Here is an 18659-nt window from a genome sequence, read left to right on the forward strand (position 1 = left end):
CGCAACACCAGGCCCCTGACACTCTTCGCAGCACTCGGGCACCACCCCCGCCCGGGTCCGACGAAGAGAGGCAGCTCCATGACCAGAGCCCCCGCGCGGCGAAGAGCCTCGCTCGTGGCCGCCGCCGGTCTCGCGTTCGCCCTGCTTCCCGCCGGGCACAGCGCCACCGCCGACGACCCCGGCGGCAGCGCCGGCGACGCCCCCGCGACCGCGGCCGCCCGCGCCGCCCGGACCGTCACCCTCATCACCGGAGACAAGGTCACCGTCACCGAACTCCCCGGCGGCAGGCAGGCCGTCACCGTCGACCGGCCCGCCGGGGCGAGCGGCGCCGTGCGCACCCGGGTGTCCGGCGGGCACGTCACCGTCGTGCCCGACGAGGCCCGGCCCCACCTGCGCTCCGGCGTCCTCGACGAGCGCCTCTTCGACGTGACCGAGCTGATCCGGCAGGGCTACGGAGAGGGCGGGCGGAAGGGGGCGGACACCGGGCTGCCGCTCATCGTCACGTACGACGCGAAGGCCCGCTCCGCCCGCCAACTGCCCTCCGGCATCGAGAAGGTGCGCTCCCTCAAGAGCGTCGACGGCGTCGCCGTCACCGCCGAGAAGCCGGGCGCGCTGTGGCGGTCCGTGCGCGGCGGGGGCTCCGGCATCGAGAAGGTGTGGCTCGACGGGCGCGTCGAGGCCGACCTGGCGCAGAGCAACGAACAGATCGGCACGCCCACGGCGTGGGAGGCCGGGCTCACCGGCAAGGGCGTCAAGGTCGCCGTCCTCGACACCGGCGTCGACGCCGGCCACCCCGACCTCAAGGGGCGCGTCGCACAGTCCAAGAGCTTCATCGCGGGCGAGGAGGTCGCCGACCGCAACGGCCACGGCACCCACGTCGCCTCCACGGTCGGAGGCAGCGGCGCCGCCTCGGACGGCGGCAAGGAGAAGGGCGTCGCGCCCGGCGCCTCGCTCGCCGTCGGCAAGGTGCTCAGCGACGAGGGCTACGGCAGCGAGTCGGAGATCATCGCGGGCATGGAGTGGGCGGCCGGGGACGTGGGCGCCAAGGTCGTGTCCATGAGCCTCGGTTCGCAGGAGGCCAGCGACGGCACCGACCCGATGGCCGCCGCCGTGAACGCGCTCTCCAAGGAGACCGGCGCCCTCTTCGTCGTCGCGGCGGGGAACACCGGCGCGCCCTCCTCCATCGGCTCGCCCGGCGCCGCCGACTCCGCGCTGACCATCGGCGCCGTCGACTCCGCCGATCGGGCCGCGTACTTCACCAGCCAGGGCCCGCGCGCCGGGGACAACGCCCTCAAGCCCGACCTGTCGGCGCCCGGCGTGGACATCCTCGCCGCCCGCTCGCAGCTCACCGGCGGCGAGGGCTTCTACACCGAGATGAGCGGTACGTCGATGGCGACCCCGCACGTCGCCGGTGTCGCCGCCCTGCTCGCCGAGAAGCACCCCGACTGGACGGGCGCCCGGATCAAGGACGCCCTGATGTCCGGGTCCGAGCAACTGGACTCCTCTGCCTATGAGTTGGGCGCCGGGCGGGTCAGCGTGCCCGGCGTCCTCGGCGCGGACGTCACCGCGACCGGCAGCCTCGACCTCGGCTTCTACGGCTGGCCGTACGAGGACAACAAGCCCGTCGAGAAGACCCTGACGTACACCAACTCCTCGGACCAGGCGGTGGAGTTGAGCCTCGCCGTGCAGGGGGGCGCCGACGGCGTCGTCGCACTCGCCGACTCCACCCTCACCGTCCCGGCGCACGGCACCGCCTCCACCACCGTCACCGGGGACGGCGCGAAGGCACCCGTCGGGAACACCAGCGGCGCCGTCGTCGCGAGCGCCGGCGGCAAGAAGGTCGCGCACACCGCGTTCGGCCTGGTCAAGGAGGAGGAGCGGTACACCCTCACCGTCCATGTGAAGGACCGCGACGGGGCCGCGTCGCCCGCCGACCTCGTGGTGCAGCAGCTCGCGAAGGACACCGAGCCGTTCCCGGCCGCCGTCGGTGACTCCGGCACCCTGAAGCTGCGCGTGAAGCCGGGCACGTACGCCCTCTCCACCTTCCTCGACGTCCGCGGGGCCAAGGGCAAGGACTCCCTCGGCCTCGGCTTCCTCGCCGACCCGCAGATCACGCTCGACCGGGACCGCGAGATCACCCTCGACGGGCGGCAGTTGCGCGAGATCAGGGCCGACGTCGGCCGGCGCACCGAGACCCGGCAACTGCTCATGGAGTACGACAGGAAGGCCGGCGGCGCCGACATCACGGGCGCCGTCCAGGTGCCCGTGAAGTACGACAGCGTCTTCGCCGCGCCCACGAAGAAGGTCACCGAGGGCAGCTTCGAATACCGGACCGTGTGGCGGCTCGGCAAGCCGCTCGTGGACGTGAAGGGCCTCGGCGAGGCCGTCGCCCAGCCCGGCGGCACGATCGCCGAGGGACGGCACGCCTGGGCGCTGGTGGACGCCGGTGACGGCACCCCGGCCGCGTACGAGGGCAAGGACGTGCGCGGCAAGGCCGTCGTGGTGCGCCGCACCGACGCGGTCACTCCGGCGCGGCTCGGCCAGGCCGCGCAGGACGCGGGCGCCGCCGCGCTGTTCGTGACGGACGATCGGCCCGGCCGTCTCAACGCGTGGTTCGGCACGGACGACAACGGCGACCGGAAGCTCCAGATCGCCACGGTCGACGCCGCCGACGGCGCGCGTCTTCTCGCGGCGGCGAAGGCGGGAGGGAAGGTCCAGAGCACGGGGACCCTCCACACCCCCTACGTGTACGACCTCTCCGAGGGCCACAAGGGGGCCGTGCCGAAGGACCTCACCTATGAGCCGGGCAAGCGTGAACTGGCCGTGATCGACAGCAAGTTCCACGCGGTGAAGCCGGCGCAGGGCGGCGAGTACCGCTACTCGATCACCGACGCGTTCCCCGTCGGCCTCGGCTTCCAGGAGAAGATCGACTACCCCGTCGAGCGCACGGAGTACGTGTCGACGGGCGCGGGCCAGAAGTGGCACGAGTCCGTGTCCACCGGGCCCGGCGCCCTGGAGGAGCGCAGCGGCCTGGTCACCTACCGGGGCGGACAGCGGACCGGCCTCGACTGGTTCAAGCCGGTCCTGCACCCCTGGCTCGGCACCGGCCTCGGCTGGGGCCAGCAGCGCCGGGGCGACGACCTGGAGTTCAACGTGCCGGGCTGGGGCGACTCGGGCCCCGACCACACCGGCTTCGGCGACGTGTGGAACGAGGAGTCGATGACGCAGACCAGCGAGGTCTTCGTCGACGGCGTCAGCGCCGACCGGCGCAAGAGCTCGGCCGTGTACGTGTGGGACGCGGATCCCGCCGAGCGCACGTACAAGGTCGTGACCGACACGACGCTCGACCCCGCGCGATGGTCGCTGGCCACGAAGGGGCACGCCGAGTGGACCTTCCGGTCCCAGCGGACCCCCGAGGACAGGAAGACGTTCCTGCCGCTGCTGAACCTCGGCTTCGACGTCGACACGGACCTCTCCGGCGCGGTGCGGGCCGGGCGGAGCGTCGACGTCGGGATCTTCTCGGAGTACGTGAAGGGGGCGCCGGACACCGGGGTCATCGGGGGCGGTGCGCTGTCCGTCTCGTACGACGAGGGGAAGACGTGGCAGGCGGTCTCCCTGGACCGGGACGGTCGGAAGGCCGCCTGGGAGGGGGAGTTGAAGGTGCCGGGCGGGGCGAAGTCCGTGTCGCTGCGGGCCTCCGCGAAGGACGACCGGGGCGGGTCCGTGTCGCAGGAGATCATTCGGGCGGTGGGAGTGAAGTAGCCCCGCGGGGCCTTCCCCGGTCCCACCTCTTCCCGAATCCAGGGGGCTGTGCCCCCTGGACCTCCGACACGGTGTCATCGAGCGCCGGACGGGACGGCTGATGCCGCCCGTCCGGCGTCAGCCGCCGGGCAGCGCCCTCTTCATGATCTTCCCCATGTCGTTGCGCGGCAGCGCCTCCAGACAGCGCACCACCCGCGGCCGCTTGTGCGGCGCCAGGCGCGCCGCCACGTGGTCCGCCAGCTCGTCGGCGGACGGCGGGGCGTCGGCCCGTGCCGGGACCACCCACGCCACGATCCGCTCGCCGAGGTCCGGGTCGGGCTCGCCGGTCACCGCGGCCTCCCGCACCCCCTCGTGCTCCAGGAGCGCGTTCTCGATCTCGCCCGCGCCGATCTTGTAGCCGCCGCTCTTGATGAGGTCGGTGGCCTTGCGGCCGACGATGCGTACGTAGCCGTCGGCGTCCCGCACCGCCATGTCGCCGGTGCGGAACCAGCCGCCCTCCGCGAAGGCCTCAGCGGTCGCGTCCGGGCGGTTCAGGTACTCCGTGAAGAGGTTGGGGCCGCGCACCTGGATCTCGCCGACCGCCTCCGGGTCGTCCCCGGCGAGCTCCGCGCCCGCCTCGTCGACCAGGCGCAGCCCGACGCCGGGCAGCGGCACGCCGACGGCGCCCGCGCGGGGCTCGCCGTCCGCGCGGACGCTGGTGTTCATGAGCGTCTCCGTCATGCCGTACCGCTCGATGACGCGCCGTCCCGTGGCGGCCGCGATGCGCTCGTGGTCGTGCACCGGGAGCGCCGCCGAGCCGGAGACCAGGAGCCGCGCCCCGGCCAGTGCCTTCGCCAACTCCGGTTCCCCGGGCAGGGCTTCGGCGATGCGGTGGTACATCGTCGGGACCCCGAACAGCATGGTCGCCCCGGCGCCCAGCTCGCGGGCCACGCCCTCGGTGCTGAACCGTCCGAGGTGGCGCACCGAGCCGCCGCGCCGCAGCGGGCCGAGCGTGCCGAGGATCAGGCCGTGCACGTGGAAGAGCGGCAGGCCGTGCACGAGGACGTCGTCGCCGGTCCACTGCCAGGCGTCCTCCAGGGCGTCCAGCGTGGCGGCGATCGCGCGGCGCGGCACGACGGCGCCCTTGGGCGGGCCCGTGGTGCCGGAGGTGTAGACGATCAGGGCGGGGGACTCGGGGGCGTCGGGCTCGGTGACCGGCGCGGCGGGGCCGTGCCCCGGGGCGCCCGCGTCGGGGCGCACCTCGACGTCCAGGCGCTTGACGTCCGCGAGCGCGGGCGGCAGTTCGACGCCGGGGCCGACGAGGACCAGGGACGGCGCGCTGTCCGTCACGATGTGCGTCAGCTCGCCCCCGCCCGACTTCGGGTTGAGCGGCACGGCGGGCACCCCGGCGAGCAGCGCGGCGACCACGCCGACGGCCGTCTCCAGGGAGGGCGTCGCCCACACGGCGACCCGGCCCGCGCCGCGCAGGCGCTCCGCCAACGCGCCCGCCGCCGAAGCGAGTTCGGGGTAGCTCAGCGAGCGGTCGCCGAAGCGCAGGGCCTCGCCGCGGGCCTCCGTGTGCGCGGCGGCCAGGGCCGGGAACAGGGGATTCACGTCTCGTACTCCTCGTTGTCTGCTCGGTCTGTGCAGGGTGTGTGCAGTCTCTGCACCGGGGCGTAATGAGAGTGTTACGCCGTTGAAGGTGTGGTGTCACAGTGATCACTGAGGCTGAAGTGGCCGAATTGGCCCGGGTTTCGGGGCTGTTCGGCGCTTTGTCAAACAGTCAATCAATTGGCCGATCCGCCAGGGGTCGGCCGCGGGCCGGTCTCCCGGCCCGTCCGTCGGCCGATCACCCGCGAACACGTCAGCAAGCCGGTCCTCCCCCCACGATCCGAACAGGATGGGACCACCTTCATGTCCGATGTCCTGGGGCGTCCCGACGCCCCCCGCAAGGTGCTCATACCGCACCAGTCCACCACCTCCGATCCGGCGCCGCCCGACCGCCCCCACATCCTCGCCGTGGGCCCGCCCGGCCCCGGCCGCGAACGGCTCACCCGGACCCTGCGCCTGACCGGCCACGAGGTCACGCACGCCGTCCCAGGCGAGGTGCGCCGCCAGGTCGGCCAGGCCACGCCCGACGCGATCGTCGCCCTCGACGACGGCCCCGACGGACGCCGGCAGGGCCGCGACGTCATACGGGAGGTCCGCGCCGACCCCGCGGGCCAGGCCCTCCCGCTGGTCATGGTCACCGCGGCCCGCGCCCCCGCCACCGTCGCCGAACTCCTGCGGGACGGCGCCGACGACTGCGTCACGGAGGCCTCCGACCCCGACGAGCTGTCCGCCCGCATCGCGGCCAAGCTGCACCGGGTGCCCGTACCCGTCGAACAGCTCCTCCTCGACCCGCGCACCGGCCTCTACTCGGCGCCGCACTTCATGGCCGAGCTCGACCGCGAACTCCAGCGGCCCGCCGGAGCCCGCCACGGCGGCGTCCTCGCCGTGGTCGGCGTCGCCGAGGCCGAGGCCCTGGAGACCCGGCTCGGGCCGCGCGTGCGCCGCGAGGTCGCCGAACGCCTCGCCCAGGTCGGCGAGCGCCTGGGCAACGTGTGCGACCGGCTCGGCTGGGACGACGAGGGACGGCTGCTCGTCCTGATGCCGGGCGTCGACGAGGAGACGGCCACCGAGAGCCTGCGGGAGTTCGCCGCGTCCGTGGCCGGCACGCGGTTCGTCGTCGCGGACGAGAACGTCCGGCTCACCCCCGCCGTCGGCTGGACCCCGCTGCCCGCCCGCGCGGGCAGGGGCGCGAGCGCCCAGGCCACCGAGCAGGCGAGGGACGCCGCGGAGGAGGCCCTGCGCCACCGCGACCTGCGGCCCGTGCGCTACGAACCCTGGATGCGCGCCGCCGCCGCGCACGGCCACCGGCGCGCCCGGCCCGGCCCGCGCGCCCTGCTGTCGGCCGCGGCCCCGCTGCTCTCGCCGGTCCTGATGCTGCTGCTCGGCGTGGGCGTGCCGTTCCTGCTCTACCAACAGGCGTACCGGGCGGGCTGGGACGCGGCGGCCGTCGCCTACTGGGTGGTGGTCGCGGGCCTGGTGACGTCCGCCCTGCTCATCGTCCTGGAGTGCCTCTTCTCGCTCGACGCGCCGGCGCGCCCGGCCGCCCCGGCGCAGCCGTACCCGACGGCGAGCGCGGTCATCGCCGCGTACCTGCCGAACGAGGCCGCGACGATCGTCGACACCGTCGAGTCGTTCCTGCGCCTGGACTACCCCGGCGAACTGGAGATCGTCCTCGCCTACAACACCCCGCACCCGCTGCCCGTCGAGCAGACGCTGCGGGAGATCGCGGCGCGCGATCCGCGCCTGGTGCTCCTGGAGGTCGCGGGCAGCACGTCCAAGGCGCAGAACCTCAACGCGGCGGTGACGCGGGTGCGCGGCGAGTTCGTCGGCATCTTCGACGCGGACCACCACCCGGCCCCCGACGCCTTCCGGCACGCCTGGGACTGGCTGTCCCACGGCTACGACGTGGTGCAGGGCCACTGCCTCATCCGCAACGGCGAGAGCTCGTGGGTGGCCCGGCTGGTGGCCGTCGAGTTCGAGGCGATCTACGCGGTCAGCCACCCGGGCCGCACCCGCCTGTACGGCTTCGGGGTGTTCGGCGGCTCCAACGGCTTCTGGCGCACCGACCTGCTCGCGCGCACCCGCATGCACGGCTCGATGCTGACCGAGGACATCGACTCCACGATGCGCGCCCTGAACGAGGGCGCCCGCATCGCCATGGACCGCACCCTCATCTCCCGCGAACTCGCCCCCACCCTCCTGAAACCCCTATGGAACCAGCGTTCCCGCTGGGCCCAGGGCTGGCTGCAGGTCTCCCTCAAGCACCTGTGGCGCGGCCTGCGTTCACCGGTCTTCACGCGCCGGCAGAAGGCGGGCCTGTTCGTGCTGCTCGGCTGGCGCGAGGTCCAGCCGTGGCTCACCCTCCAGATCCTGCCGATCCTGCTGCACGCCGCGTGGCGCGCGGGTGGCGCCGACCGGCTCGACTGGGCGGTGCCCGTCTGCCTGGTCGCGGCGGCCGTCACGCTGTCGGCGGGCCTGGTGCAGGCCGCGTTCGCCTGGCGGCTCGCGGTGCCCGAACTGCGCGTCCGCAAGGGCTGGTTCTGGCGCTACCTGCTCGTGTCGACGTTCTTCTACACGCACTTCAAGAACATGGTGGCGCGCGCCGCGCACCTGAAGGAGGCGCTCGGCGACCGGCAGTGGCGGGTCACCCCGCGGGCCGTCGCCACCGCCGAGTCCGGCGTGCCGGGAGGGGGTTCGTGACCTCGCCCGTCGTTCCCGACACGACCGCGCCGCCCCGCGCCCCGGCCCGCGAGGGCACCGCGCCGCGGGGGCGCGCCCTCGAACTGCAGGGCCTGCGCGGCCTCGCCGCCCTCAGCACGGTCCTCTTCCACGTCTGGCAGCAGTACTACACCTACGACGCGGCGGGCTCGCACCCGCCGGTCGACAACCCCTACGTCGGGGCGCTGATCTCCCTCGAAGTGATCGACCTGTTCTTCGTGATGTCGGCGTACCTGCTCACGCTGTCGTACGCGCGCGCCGCCATCGACGGCGAGGAGGGCGCGGTCAGGCCGGGGAAGGTGTTCCTCTTCCGCCGCGCGGTCCGCATCCTGCCGCTGTACTTCCTCGCGGTCGTGGTCGTCTGGTCGACACGGAACCCGACGCTGCCGGGGGACTGGCGCGACCTGGTCGGACACCTCACGTTCACGCACGTCTTCGACCGCGAGCGGATCTTCTACACCCTCGGCCCGACCTGGTCGCTCTCCCTGGAGGTCGCCTTCTACCTGGTGCTCGTGGCGCTCGGGCCGCTCGCGGTGCGGGCCTGCCGGGGGCTGCGCACCCGCCGGGCGCGGATCGCGCTGTGCGCGTCGGGCTGCGCGGCGCTCTTCGCGCTGCCGCTGGCGTGGATCGCGTACGCGCACTACGTCCTGGGCGTGCCGCACACCGACTGGCCGGTGTACTTCGGCCCGCAGGCCCGCTTCGGCGGCTTCGCGGCCGGCATGGGCCTCGCGGTGCTCCTGACGGCGCTCGGCGAGCACCGGGGCCGGCTGCGGGCGCGGTGGGCGAGCGCGCTGTCGGCGGTGGCGCTGGCCGGGCTGCTCACCCTGTCCTGGTCCTCCGATCCGGAGAACTTCGCGCAGACCTTCTACCACCCGATCGCCTCCGTGCTGTGGTTCGCGCTGCTGTACGCGACGCTGCGCATCCGGCAGGGCGAGCGCCGGCGCGTGCGCCGGCACGGCCTGCTGCGGGCCCGCTGGGCCACGGCCGTGGGGCTGATCAGCTACAGCCTCTACATCTGGCACGAGCCGGTGATGCTGTGGCTGGACGGGGCGGGGCTGCTGCCGTCGGCCCGGGCGGGCTTCCCGGTCGCGGTGCTCGTCGTGTTCGTGGTGGCGCTGGCGGCCGGCACGGTCAGCTACTGGTGCGTGGAGTACCCGGCGGGCCTGCTCGCCCGGACGAAGGACGCCAGGGGCCGGGCGCGGGAGTTCTACCCGGAGCGCCCGGAGGCCGTCACGGTCCGCTGATCCACGGCCGCCGTGCCGCAACGCGGCGGCGCCGCCTCCCCGTGGGACGAGGGGAGACGGCGCCGCTGCGGACTGCGGGTGACGTCAGATGAGCCAGCCCAGGAAGTGGGCGAGACCGGCGACGACGTCAGTGATGATGTTCATGGTGGTGCTTCTCCTTGTGGGACTTTCAGGAAGGCCGGACCCCTGGACGTACGCGTCCGGGGCCCAACACCCCGGTCCCGTATGGGACATGGACCGGGAGCGCGGTCACGGTCTGCAGCCCGTCGCTCGCGCACCGTAAGCATCGTCAATCGCGAGGGCCCCGCGCAATTCCTGCGGCGACGATCACCTGTTCCAGGGAACAACTGCCCAGTCGTTCGCATCGGTTGTTCGTATCGATCGTGGTCCGTATCGCCCGTGGTCCGCATCACCGGCGCTTCCGCAGCGCCGGCGATCCGCGAACAACTCCCCGATCTCCGGCGGGAGCAGGTCCGGCCGCCCCTCAGTACGTCACCAGGACCCCCACGTACGAGACCCCCGCGATCACGCCCCACGCCACCAGGCCGAGCGCCGCGACCCGGCCGCCCGTGCGCGTCAGGGACGGCAGGTCGACCGCGCTGCCGAGGCCGAACAGGGCAGCGGCCAGCAGGAGTTCCTGCGCGGTCTGCGCGGCATCGAGGGCGCCGCCCGGCAGCCACCCGGTGGTGCGCAGCGCCACCATGACGAGGAACCCGACGACGAACAGCGGGACGATCGGCGGCCGTTTGGCGCTCCGGTCGCTTTCCTGCCCCTCGCCGGCCCGCGACTTCGCCCTGGCCCTGACCGACAGGGCCACCGCCGCCACCAGCGGGGCCAGCAGCGCCACCCGCATCAGCTTGACCAGGACCGCGTCGCCGAGCGCCCCGGCGCCCGCGGTCTGCGCGGTCGCCACGACCTGCCCCACGTCGTGCACGCTCGCCCCGACCCAGCGCCCGAACTCCGCGTCGCTCAGCCCCAACGGGTGCTGGAGCAGCGGCAGTACGGCGATGGCGAGGGTGCCGCAGAGCGTGACCAGGGCCACCGAGGTCGCCGTGTCCCGCTCGTCGCTCTCGGACACCTCGCTGACCGCGCCGATCGCGGACGCGCCGCAGATCGAGTAGCCGGTGGCGATGAGCAGCGGCTGGTCACCGCGCAGCCCCATGCGGCGGCCCAGCCACCAGGTGCCGAAGAAGGTGACCGCGACCACGCCGAGCACCATCGCGACCGACGCCCAGCCGAGCCCGAGCACGTCGTCCAGGCCGAGCTTCAGGCCGAGCAGCACCACGCCGACGCGCATCAGCCGCTTCCCGGCGAACGTCAGGCCCGCCTTGCCGGGGCCGCGTACGAAGGCGTGGGCCGCGCCCGGCAGATGGGCCGCGGCGATGCCGAGCACCACGGCGGCCGTGAGCATCGGGATGCCCGGCACGAGCCGGTGCACGCACCAGGCGATGCCGACGCCCGCGGCGGCGAGCGCCAGGCCCGGCAGCTTGCCCGGGGCGCGCAGCCGGGCCGTGACCGAAGTCGTCCCGGGGGCGGCGGTCTTGGTGCGCTCTCCGAGCAGCGCCATTACCGGTCGGCCGGCAGTTCGTACACCCGGCGCACGCTGCTGCCCAGGCGGGCGATGTCCGCGCCGTAGATGTGGATCGATATCGCGCGCGTGCCGCAGGCGTTCCACACCCGGTGGATGTCGCCGGGCGGCGCGAACCCGCACACCGAGCCCTGCGGGTTGACCACGTCGTCCGTGGCGACCAGGCGGGCCGCGCCGCCGTTCTCCGCGGCGGGCACCAGCCGGTAGCGGCGCTCCTGCTCCTCGCCCTCGTGCACGCCCGTCACGCACCACGACACGTGGTCGTGGACGGACGTCCGCTGCCCCGGCAGCCAGACCAGCGCCACGAGCGAGAAGCTGCCGTCGTGCTCGGCGTGCAGTACGTGCTGGCGGTAGCGCTCGGGGTCGCCCTCGCGCTGTTCGTCGGTGAGCAGGTCGGCGGCGCCGAGGTGGGGCGCGAGCCGCTCGCCGACCAGGTACGCGGTCAGGTCGGGGGGCAGGCCGCGCCCGACGGCCTCGCGCACGTCGGCGACGAGGGTGTCGAGGCGTTCGGTGGTCCGGGCGGCCCGGTACGCGGTCGGAGTGCTCATACCCGGCAGCGTCGCGCCGCCTATCCATCACGTCCAACGACAGTTCTTTGGCGTACCTGAAAATTCTGCTTATGGAAGGCGTGGGGGAGAGCGGTGCGCGGGGTGCGGGGCGGTCAGCAGCCGACGCGGTTGGCGGCCACGGTCCTGAGCTCGTCGAGCACCAGCGCGGTGGCCGGAATGCGCAGATGGTCCCTGAGGACGTACGCCGACACCTGGCGGCGGGAGGCCGGGTCGAGGGCGCGGCCCGTCACCTTGCGGTGGCACAGGAAGTTCAGGACGAGCCCCGGCATCATCGCGACGCCGAGCCCCTCGGCGACCAGACTCTGCACCACCAGGTTGTCGTCGGTGGTGAACGCGATGTCCGGCGCGAAGCCCAACTCGGCGCACTCGTGAAGGAAGTTGGCGCGGCAGCGGGGGCACCCCGCTATCCACCGCTCCTCCGCCAGCTCGGCGAGCTTGACCGAACGGCGGCGCGCCATGGGGTGTCCGGAGGGCATCAGGACGGTCAGCTGGTCCTCCATGAGCGGGATCTCCACCAGCTCGTCGGGGACCTCTTCGTGCAGGCCGGGATAGGTGAACGCGAGCGTGATGTCGCACTCGCCGCGCACCACGCGGCGCAGCGACTCGGGCGGCTCGTCCTCCAGGAGCTCCACGCGCACCCCCGGGTGGCCCGAGGCGAGCCGGGCCAGGGCCTCGGGGATGAGGGTGGCGTTGGCGCTGGGGAACGCGCACAGCCGCACCCGGCCCGAGCGCAGCCGCGTGATCGCGTTCATCTGCTGCTGGGCGGCGGAGATGTCGTCCAGGATGATCCCCGCGTGCCGCGACAGCGCCTCGCCCGCCTCCGTCAGCTGCATGCGGCGCCCGACGCGGGTGAACAGCGGGGTGCCGACGGACCGTTCGAGGGCCTTCATCTGCTGGGTGATCGCGGGCTGCGTATAGCCGAGGGACCGGGCGGCCGCCGAGTAGGACCCGGCCCTGACCACCTCGTGGAACGTCCTGATGTGCCGTGAATCGAACACCGCTGAATCATAAGCAGATGTTGGGACGACGGAACAAGGGTGGTGCTCCCGCTTCTGCCCGGGCCGGCGGACGGGTCCGCTCAGGGTGCCGTCCCTTGGGGCCACTCCTTCAGGGAGAGGACGAGTTGGCCGCGCTCCGGGTCGACGAGCAGCACCCGGGCGGTGACCTCCTGGCCCGCCCGCAGCGCGTCCTCGGGGCGGTCGATGTGCCCGTCGGTGATCTCCGGGAGGCGTACGAGGCCCCGTGTGCCGCGCACGTCGACGAACGCCCCGAAGGGAGCGAGCGCGGTCACGGTGCCGCGGCAGACGTCGCCCCGGGCCAGTCCGGCCAGGGTGGGCTCCGGGCCGTCGTCGGCGGGGAGGTGCGGCAGGTCGTACGGGCGGCTCACGGGGTGAAGGATGCCAGGGCCTTGTCGAAGTGGCGTTTGCCCGTGCTCTGGCGGGCGGCGGGGGCCGAGACCCACAGGTCGTACATCGTGCCGTTCTCGTCCCAGCTCAGGTCGTAGGTGACGCGGGGGCCGCCGTCCGCCGCGGTGCCGTCCCAGGTGAAGACCCACAGGGCGGCGGGGTGGCCGTCGTGCGTGGTCTCGCGGACCGAACCGCCGCGGTAGCCCGGGTAGTCCGACGGGCCGTCCTTGTGGGCCCGGCGCATCACGGCGAGCGGTCCGTCCGGGTCCTGGGCCTGCGGGTGGATGCCGACGCGGAACTCCTTGCCCGCCGAGTAGTAGTAGACGCGCGGCGGTTCGGGGGAGCGCGTGAAGTCGGCGGGCAGGGCGAGGGAGAAGCCCGCCGGGTCGTGGACCGTGCGATAGCCCGCGGGGGAGGGGGCCCCGCCGGAGCCGCCCGCGCCGCCGGAGCCGTCCCCGGTGCCCGCGGGCTCGGCGGGGGTGCCCTTGTCCTTGCCGTCCTCGGCGCCGCCCTCCGCGTCGGGCTTCGCCGGCGCCTCCTCCTTGCCGGACTCGGACGGCTTCGGTGACGCGCTCTTCGCCGGCCCGCTCTCGTCCGGCTCGGGCGAGCGCGAATCCTCCCGCACCCGCTCCGCCGGACCCCCGCCGTCCGCCTGCTGGTGCGTACCGCCGTCCTCGCGCGTCAGCAGCCACACCCCGCCGCCCACCCCGCCCGCCGCCAGCGCCCCGATCAGGACGCCGCCGAGCACGGAGACCCGCATTCGCGGCGTCCGCCGTCCCGCGCGGGGCGGGGCGCCGAGCACCACGGCCCCGCCGGTGTCGTCCGCTCCGCCCGTGCCGCGCTTCGGCGGCGCAGGGGCGACCGGCGTGTGGGCCACCGTCGGCAGCCGCTCCTGCCCGAGGAACTCCCGCAGCGCCCGTTCCGCCTCGTCCGCGCCGAACCGCCGCTCCGGGTCCCGCTCAAGCAGCCCTCGTACGACGGGCAGCAGCGGGCCCGCCGACAGCGGCGGACGGATCTCGTCGACCACGACCGCGTGCAGCACCCCGGCCACCGAGTCCCGGTGGAACGGCGACTCGCCCTCGACGGCCGCGCACAGCAGCACGCCCAGCGACCACAGGTCGGAGGCGGGGCCCGTGTGCCGCCCCGACATCCGCTCGGGCGCGGTGTACTCGGGCGAGCCGACGAACGCGCCGGTCTGGGTGAGCGTGGTCTGCCCGGCCACCTGCGCGATGCCGAAGTCGGAGAGCACCACCCGGCCGGTGCCCGACTCCAGGAGGACGTTCGCGGGCTTGAGGTCGCGGTGCAGCACCCCGGCGGCGTGGGCGGCGCGCAGCGCGGCGAGCAGGTCGAGCCCGATCCGGGCGGCCTCCGCGGGCGGCAGCGGCCCGTCCGCGGTGATCCGGTCGGCGAGCGAGCGGCCGTCGATCAGCTCCATCACGAGCCAGGGCCGCTCCTCGTGGCTGACGACGTCGTGCAGCACGAGGATGCCGGGGTGCTTCACCTGCGCGACCGAACGGGCCTCCCGCAGGGTCCGCTCCCGCTGCCGCTCGGCGTCCAAGGACGAGAGCCCGGCGTCGACGTTCAGCTCCTTGACGGCGACGTCCCGCCCGAGCAGTTCGTCCTGCGCCCGCCACACCGTGCCCATGCCGCCGCGCCCGAGCCGCCCCGCGATGCGGTAGCGGCCGGCGATCAGTTCCCCCGTGCTTGCCATGGCCGCATCATACGAACTGCCTTGAGCGGCACCGAAGTTGGGCCGAGCGAGGTCACGGGGGCCCGCCGGATCCGGAGAGGCTGTGAGGGGAGTGTGAACGGCGCGCGACCGCGCCGGGGATGCCTCTGCGCGCCGGTCACATGCTGTGTCTGATCCACTACGTTTGGTGACTTCAGCGGGGCGCGGCGGGAGCGGCCCGCACGGCGGAGGGGATCACCCATGGAGCGACGACGCATGACCGGAGCGGGAGCGGCGAAAGCAAGCGCGGGCAGGGCGGCCAAGGTGCTCGGGGCGTTCGCGGCGGCCGCCGCGCTCACGCTCTCCCTGTCGGGTTCGGCGTACGCGGCGGAGGGACTGCTCGTCGTCAACGGCCAGGCGTACGAGAACCCGAGCGGCTGCTACGCGGTCGACTGGTTCCCCACCACGGTGGCCAACCACACCGACGCCATCGCCGAGGTCCACTCGGGCCCGGACTGCTCGGGCCCGGTCGAATGGCTCGTGTACCCGGGCGAGACCTACCAGACGGAGACCGCGCAGAGCGTCTTCGTGCTGTGAGGCGCGCCGGGGGCGGTTGTTAGCCTGCGGGGGCCGGGCCGCGTACGCACCAAGCCGCGTACGGCGGCGGCGTACGAGGAGGAGTTCCCGTGGCAGGTCCCCGCATAGCCCTGGTCACCCGTCGGCCCGCCCCCGGGCATGACCGCGATATGCCGGTCCTCGCGCGGGCCGTCGACGCCGCGGGAGCCGAGGCCCGCGTCGTCGGGTGGGACGACCCGGACGTCGACTGGTCCGGGTTCGACCTCGCGGTGATCCGGTCGACGTGGGACTACAGCTGGCGCACCGGCGAGTTCGTGGCGTGGGCCGAGCGGTGCGCCCGGCTCACGCGGCTCGCCAACCCCGTGGACGTCGTCCGGTGGAACACCGACAAGCGGTACCTGGGCGAGCTCGCGGCGGCCGGCGTGCCCGTCGTGCCCACGCGCTACAGCGCACCCGGCGAGGCCGTCCGGTTCCTCGACGGCGACGGCGAGTTCGTCGTCAAGCCGACCTCCGGGGCCGGGGCGCGCTACGCCGCCCGCTACCGCGCGGACGAGCGGGAGACCGCGCGGGCGCACATCGCCCGCATGCACGCGGAGGGCTTCACCGCCATGGTGCAGCCCTACATGCGGCACATCGACACCACCGGCGAGCGGGCGCTCGTCCACATCGGCGGACAGTTCCTGCACGCCGCGCGGAAGGGCGCCGTGCTCGCGTCCGGCACCGCCTACGACGCCGACAAGGTGGCCCACCCCGACCTGCGCCCCTGGCGGCCCACCGACGCCGAACTCGCCGTCGCCGACGCCGCGCTGGCGGCCGTGCCCGGCTCGCCCGACCTGCTGTACGCCCGCGTGGACCTGGTCGACGGCGACGACGGGGAGCCCCGCGTGATGGAACTCGAACTCGTCGAGCCGAACCTCTTCCTCGGCGTGCACCCCGGCTCCGCGGCCCACGTCGCCGAGCGGATCGTCAAGGCCGCGCACTAGCCGCCGGGGAGCGCGCCCCGGTCGTCGGGCACCGCCACCCGCTGGAGCAGCCCCCACGTGAACTCCGCCACGCAGCGCCGCCCCCGCCCCGCCGCGTCCGGCGCCGTGAACGCCAGCCCCCAGCGCGTCGGCGCCGTCCCCTCCATGGGCCGGGCCGGGGCGAACGCCCGCGCCGCCTCGTCGACCGTGCACGACCACGGCGTCAGGTCGTCCAGCGTGCGCAGCTCGGGACCCGGCGCGCCGGGCGCCCGCACCAGCCACTCGTTCCACACCGCGCCGTTCGGCGCGAGGAGCACCTCGAAGCGCAGGTCCGGCCAGAGCGGCACCGGCCACAGCAGCGCCTCGCACTCCAGGTCGCCGACCGGGCGGCGCACGGCCGCCTCGGGCACGCCGAGGACCGAGCGGTAGCGCGAGGCCGCGCCCCGGGACCCCGGCGCGCGGGTCATCGCCTGCCAGCGGCGGTTGGCCTCGCGCATCTCGGCGATGGAGACGCCCAGCTCACGGCGGGCGTCCTCCACCAGATCGGCGTTGTGGTCGGCCATCCGGCGCAGCAGGACGAGCTGGAAGTCCAGCGCGGTGAAGGGGCCGGAAGAGGAGGAACTAGCGGGCATGCACCCCATCGTCGCGCACCGCGCGCGCTCCCGGGCGGCGCCCGTCGGGAAGGAACAGCACCGAGTTGACGTAGCGCGGACGTCTCGGCGTGAGCACCCGGCGCAGCAGCCCCTGGGACACCACGTACGACGTGTCCGCCTGGTGCGCCTCCAGGTCGAAGCCGGCGAGCGGCAGCCAGGTGTCGTGCGGCAGGACCCAGCCCCGGTAGCCGTGGTGGCCGGTGAGGAGCTCCACGATCGGGGCGATCGGCTGGATGCGGGACTCCAGCTCGATGAAGATCGCCGGGCGGTCACGGGCGATCAGGGCGTGCGCCCCGCGCAGCACCGGCAGCTCGTTGCCGTCCACGTCGATCTTGACGAAGTCGACGTTGCGCAGGCCGAGTCCGTCCAGCGTCAGACACGGCACGTCGACGGCGGTGGCGTGGATGTCGCGGCGGATCAGCGAGGAGACGCCCCGCTCGCCGTGGTCACCGGGCGGCAGCCAGAGCCGGGCCGTGCCGGGCCGGTCGGTCGCCGCGGCCTGGATCACCCGGACGTTGCCGGGGGTGCTCGCGGCCAGCAGCCGCGCCAGGTGCGGCACCGGCTCGACGGTCACCACGCGGTCCGCCCGCGCGGCGAGCCGGCGCGACCAGGGGCCGTACCAGCCGCCGACGTCCACGGCGGTGCCGCAGCCCGGCGGGCAGAGGTCGCCGAGCCGGGCCAGCTCCGGCTCGAAGCGGGGGTAGACCAGCCGGGCCAGGGAGGCGATCAGCCGGTCGGGGACGAAGGGGGCCACACGGGCGGCGAACGTCATACGCGCCCCCTCGTCACGGGGAGATGCGCTTGAGCAGCTGCTCGTGCTCGTCCTCCGGGACCTGCTCACCGGAGGACGGCAGCAGCTGCGGGATGCCGTCGACGATCGGATAGCGGCGCCGCAGGCGCGGGTTGTACAGCGCCTCCTCCGGCACGAGGGGCTCGCCCGGGGCCAGCAGGTGCAGCGGGCCCTTGTCCAGCGGACAGGCGAGGATCTTCAGCAGCGGGTCGTCGGGGTTCATCCGCTCGTCAACTCCTTGGTGGGGGACGGTGGTGGGGGTGCGGTTCCGTCGTGCTTGGGCATGGCGAGCAGCACGCTCACCGCGAGCAGCGTGCCCGCGATGCGCAGCGCGAGCCGCACCGGATCGTGCGGCAGCGCCTCGCCGAACGCCAGCGTGCCGAGTACCGCGGTGAACAGCGCCGTAACCGTCGTGCACACCGGGACGATGAGCGAGGCCCGGCAGCGTTGCAGGGCCGCCTGCGACATGACCAGGCCGAACGCGCCCGTGAACAGCAGCAGATACGGATACGGCGAACTCAGCAGGTCGAGCAGCGCGCCGCCGAGGTCGCGCGTCGTCAGATGGCTGGAGACGCCCTTGATGGCCAGCGAACTGACGCCGTACAGCAGGCCCACCGCGACGCCGTACTCGACGCCCGCCGTCGGCAGGCGGTGCCGGTGCCGGGCGCGGCGCTCCGCCGCCCCGTACAGCCAGACGCCCGCGGCGAGCGAGGGCAGGCACACGGTGAGGACCAGCGGCACGGGCGCGCTGCGGCTGACGGTGTCGTTCTGCTCGTTGAGCGAGAGGACCACCATCAGCAGCGCCAGCAGGATCGCGCCGACCGCGTACCGCTCCCGCCCCGAGGTCCGCTCGCCCAGCAGCACCGAGGACAGGAGCAGCAGCAGGACCAGGCCCGACACGAAGATGCCCTGCGCCGCCGCGATCGGCAGCGTGCGGTACACGGCCAGCTGCGCGGCGAAGCCCGCCGCGAGCGCCAGCGACCCGCCGATCCACAGCGGGCTGCCGAGCACTTGCCGCAGCAGCCGCGCGGGGCTGCGGACGCTGACGGACGGCATCGCCGTCAACGCCCGCTTCTCCAGGACGAACCCGGTGCTGTAGAGCACGTTCGCGAACAGCGCCGCGACCACACCC

15 protein-coding genes are annotated in these 18659 nt (G+C 74.1%); 5 read left to right on the top strand and 10 right to left on the bottom strand.

Annotation, left to right across the window (positions count from 1 at the left end):
• Positions 1 to 78 precede the first annotated feature (78 nt).
• The gene (locus AB0L89_RS02405; RefSeq protein ID WP_365132935.1) at positions 79 to 3762 is read left to right on the top strand and encodes a S8 family serine peptidase; all 3684 of its coding nucleotides are present in this window, start codon (positions 79 to 81) and stop codon (positions 3760 to 3762) included.
• A gap of 117 nt (positions 3763 to 3879) precedes the next feature.
• On the opposite strand, the gene AB0L89_RS02410 is transcribed toward AB0L89_RS02405, so the two are convergent.
• Positions 3880 to 5355 (bottom strand): acyl-CoA synthetase, encoded by a 1476-nt coding sequence (locus tag AB0L89_RS02410; protein ID WP_365132938.1) that lies wholly within the window; start codon positions 5353 to 5355, stop codon positions 3880 to 3882.
• A gap of 300 nt (positions 5356 to 5655) precedes the next feature.
• Here AB0L89_RS02410 and AB0L89_RS02415 point away from each other — a divergent pair, with 300 nt between their 5' ends.
• Entirely contained in the window at positions 5656 to 8052 is a 2397-nt protein-coding gene (locus AB0L89_RS02415) for a glycosyltransferase (RefSeq protein ID WP_365132941.1), read from the top strand.
• Positions 8049 to 9314, top strand: a complete 1266-nt coding sequence (locus AB0L89_RS02420; protein WP_365132944.1) for an acyltransferase — start codon at positions 8049 to 8051, stop codon at positions 9312 to 9314. The genes AB0L89_RS02415 and AB0L89_RS02420 overlap by 4 nt, the downstream gene beginning before the upstream one ends.
• A gap of 484 nt (positions 9315 to 9798) precedes the next feature.
• Here AB0L89_RS02420 and AB0L89_RS02425 read toward each other — a convergent pair whose 3' ends face one another.
• From AB0L89_RS02425 to AB0L89_RS02445, 5 genes are all read right to left on the bottom strand, one after another.
• Positions 9799 to 10881, bottom strand: a complete 1083-nt coding sequence (locus AB0L89_RS02425; protein ID WP_365132947.1) for a putative sulfate exporter family transporter — start codon at positions 10879 to 10881, stop codon at positions 9799 to 9801.
• A complete protein-coding gene (locus AB0L89_RS02430; protein WP_365132950.1) occupies positions 10881 to 11450 on the bottom strand; it encodes a cysteine dioxygenase family protein in 570 nt (189 codons plus the stop codon). Before AB0L89_RS02430 ends, AB0L89_RS02425 begins: the two co-directional genes overlap by 1 nt.
• Positions 11451 to 11563: 113 nt before the next feature.
• Positions 11564 to 12469 carry a LysR family transcriptional regulator gene (locus AB0L89_RS02435; RefSeq protein WP_365132953.1) on the bottom strand — a complete coding sequence of 302 codons (906 nt, stop codon included), beginning with the start codon at positions 12467 to 12469 and terminating at the stop codon, positions 11564 to 11566.
• An 80-nt stretch (positions 12470 to 12549) separates the two neighbouring features.
• Positions 12550 to 12858 carry a S1 RNA-binding domain-containing protein gene (locus tag AB0L89_RS02440; protein WP_365132956.1) on the bottom strand — a complete coding sequence of 103 codons (309 nt, stop codon included), beginning with the start codon at positions 12856 to 12858 and terminating at the stop codon, positions 12550 to 12552.
• A complete protein-coding gene (locus AB0L89_RS02445; RefSeq protein ID WP_365132959.1) occupies positions 12855 to 14588 on the bottom strand; it encodes a serine/threonine-protein kinase in 1734 nt (577 codons plus the stop codon). The genes AB0L89_RS02440 and AB0L89_RS02445 overlap by 4 nt, the downstream gene beginning before the upstream one ends.
• Positions 14589 to 14822: 234 nt before the next feature.
• Here AB0L89_RS02445 and AB0L89_RS02450 point away from each other — a divergent pair, with 234 nt between their 5' ends.
• On the top strand, positions 14823 to 15143 hold the full coding sequence (locus AB0L89_RS02450) for a hypothetical protein (RefSeq protein ID WP_365132962.1): 321 nt from the start codon (positions 14823 to 14825) through the stop codon (positions 15141 to 15143).
• 149 nt (positions 15144 to 15292) lie between these two features.
• Positions 15293 to 16105, top strand: a complete 813-nt coding sequence (locus AB0L89_RS02455; protein ID WP_365133948.1) for a hypothetical protein — start codon at positions 15293 to 15295, stop codon at positions 16103 to 16105.
• Here AB0L89_RS02455 and AB0L89_RS02460 read toward each other — a convergent pair.
• From AB0L89_RS02460 to AB0L89_RS02475, 4 genes are read right to left on the bottom strand one after another with little or no spacing between them, the layout of a single operon-like run.
• Positions 16102 to 16725 (bottom strand): hypothetical protein, encoded by a 624-nt coding sequence (locus tag AB0L89_RS02460; RefSeq protein WP_365132965.1) that lies wholly within the window; start codon positions 16723 to 16725, stop codon positions 16102 to 16104. The genes AB0L89_RS02455 and AB0L89_RS02460 overlap by 4 nt on opposite strands.
• On the bottom strand, positions 16706 to 17509 hold the full coding sequence (locus AB0L89_RS02465; protein WP_365132968.1) for an FkbM family methyltransferase: 804 nt from the start codon (positions 17507 to 17509) through the stop codon (positions 16706 to 16708). Before AB0L89_RS02465 ends, AB0L89_RS02460 begins: the two co-directional genes overlap by 20 nt.
• Before the next feature lie 13 nt (positions 17510 to 17522).
• Positions 17523 to 17750, bottom strand: coding sequence for a Trm112 family protein (locus AB0L89_RS02470; RefSeq protein WP_055701319.1), 228 nt, complete (start codon positions 17748 to 17750; stop codon positions 17523 to 17525).
• Positions 17747 to 18655, bottom strand: coding sequence for a hypothetical protein (locus AB0L89_RS02475; RefSeq protein WP_365133951.1), 909 nt, complete (start codon positions 18653 to 18655; stop codon positions 17747 to 17749). The genes AB0L89_RS02470 and AB0L89_RS02475 overlap by 4 nt, the downstream gene beginning before the upstream one ends.
• Positions 18656 to 18659 lie beyond the last annotated feature (4 nt).

Source organism: Streptomyces sp. NPDC052114, from assembly GCF_040680155.1.
Classification (GTDB): domain Bacteria; phylum Actinomycetota; class Actinomycetes; order Streptomycetales; family Streptomycetaceae; genus Streptomyces.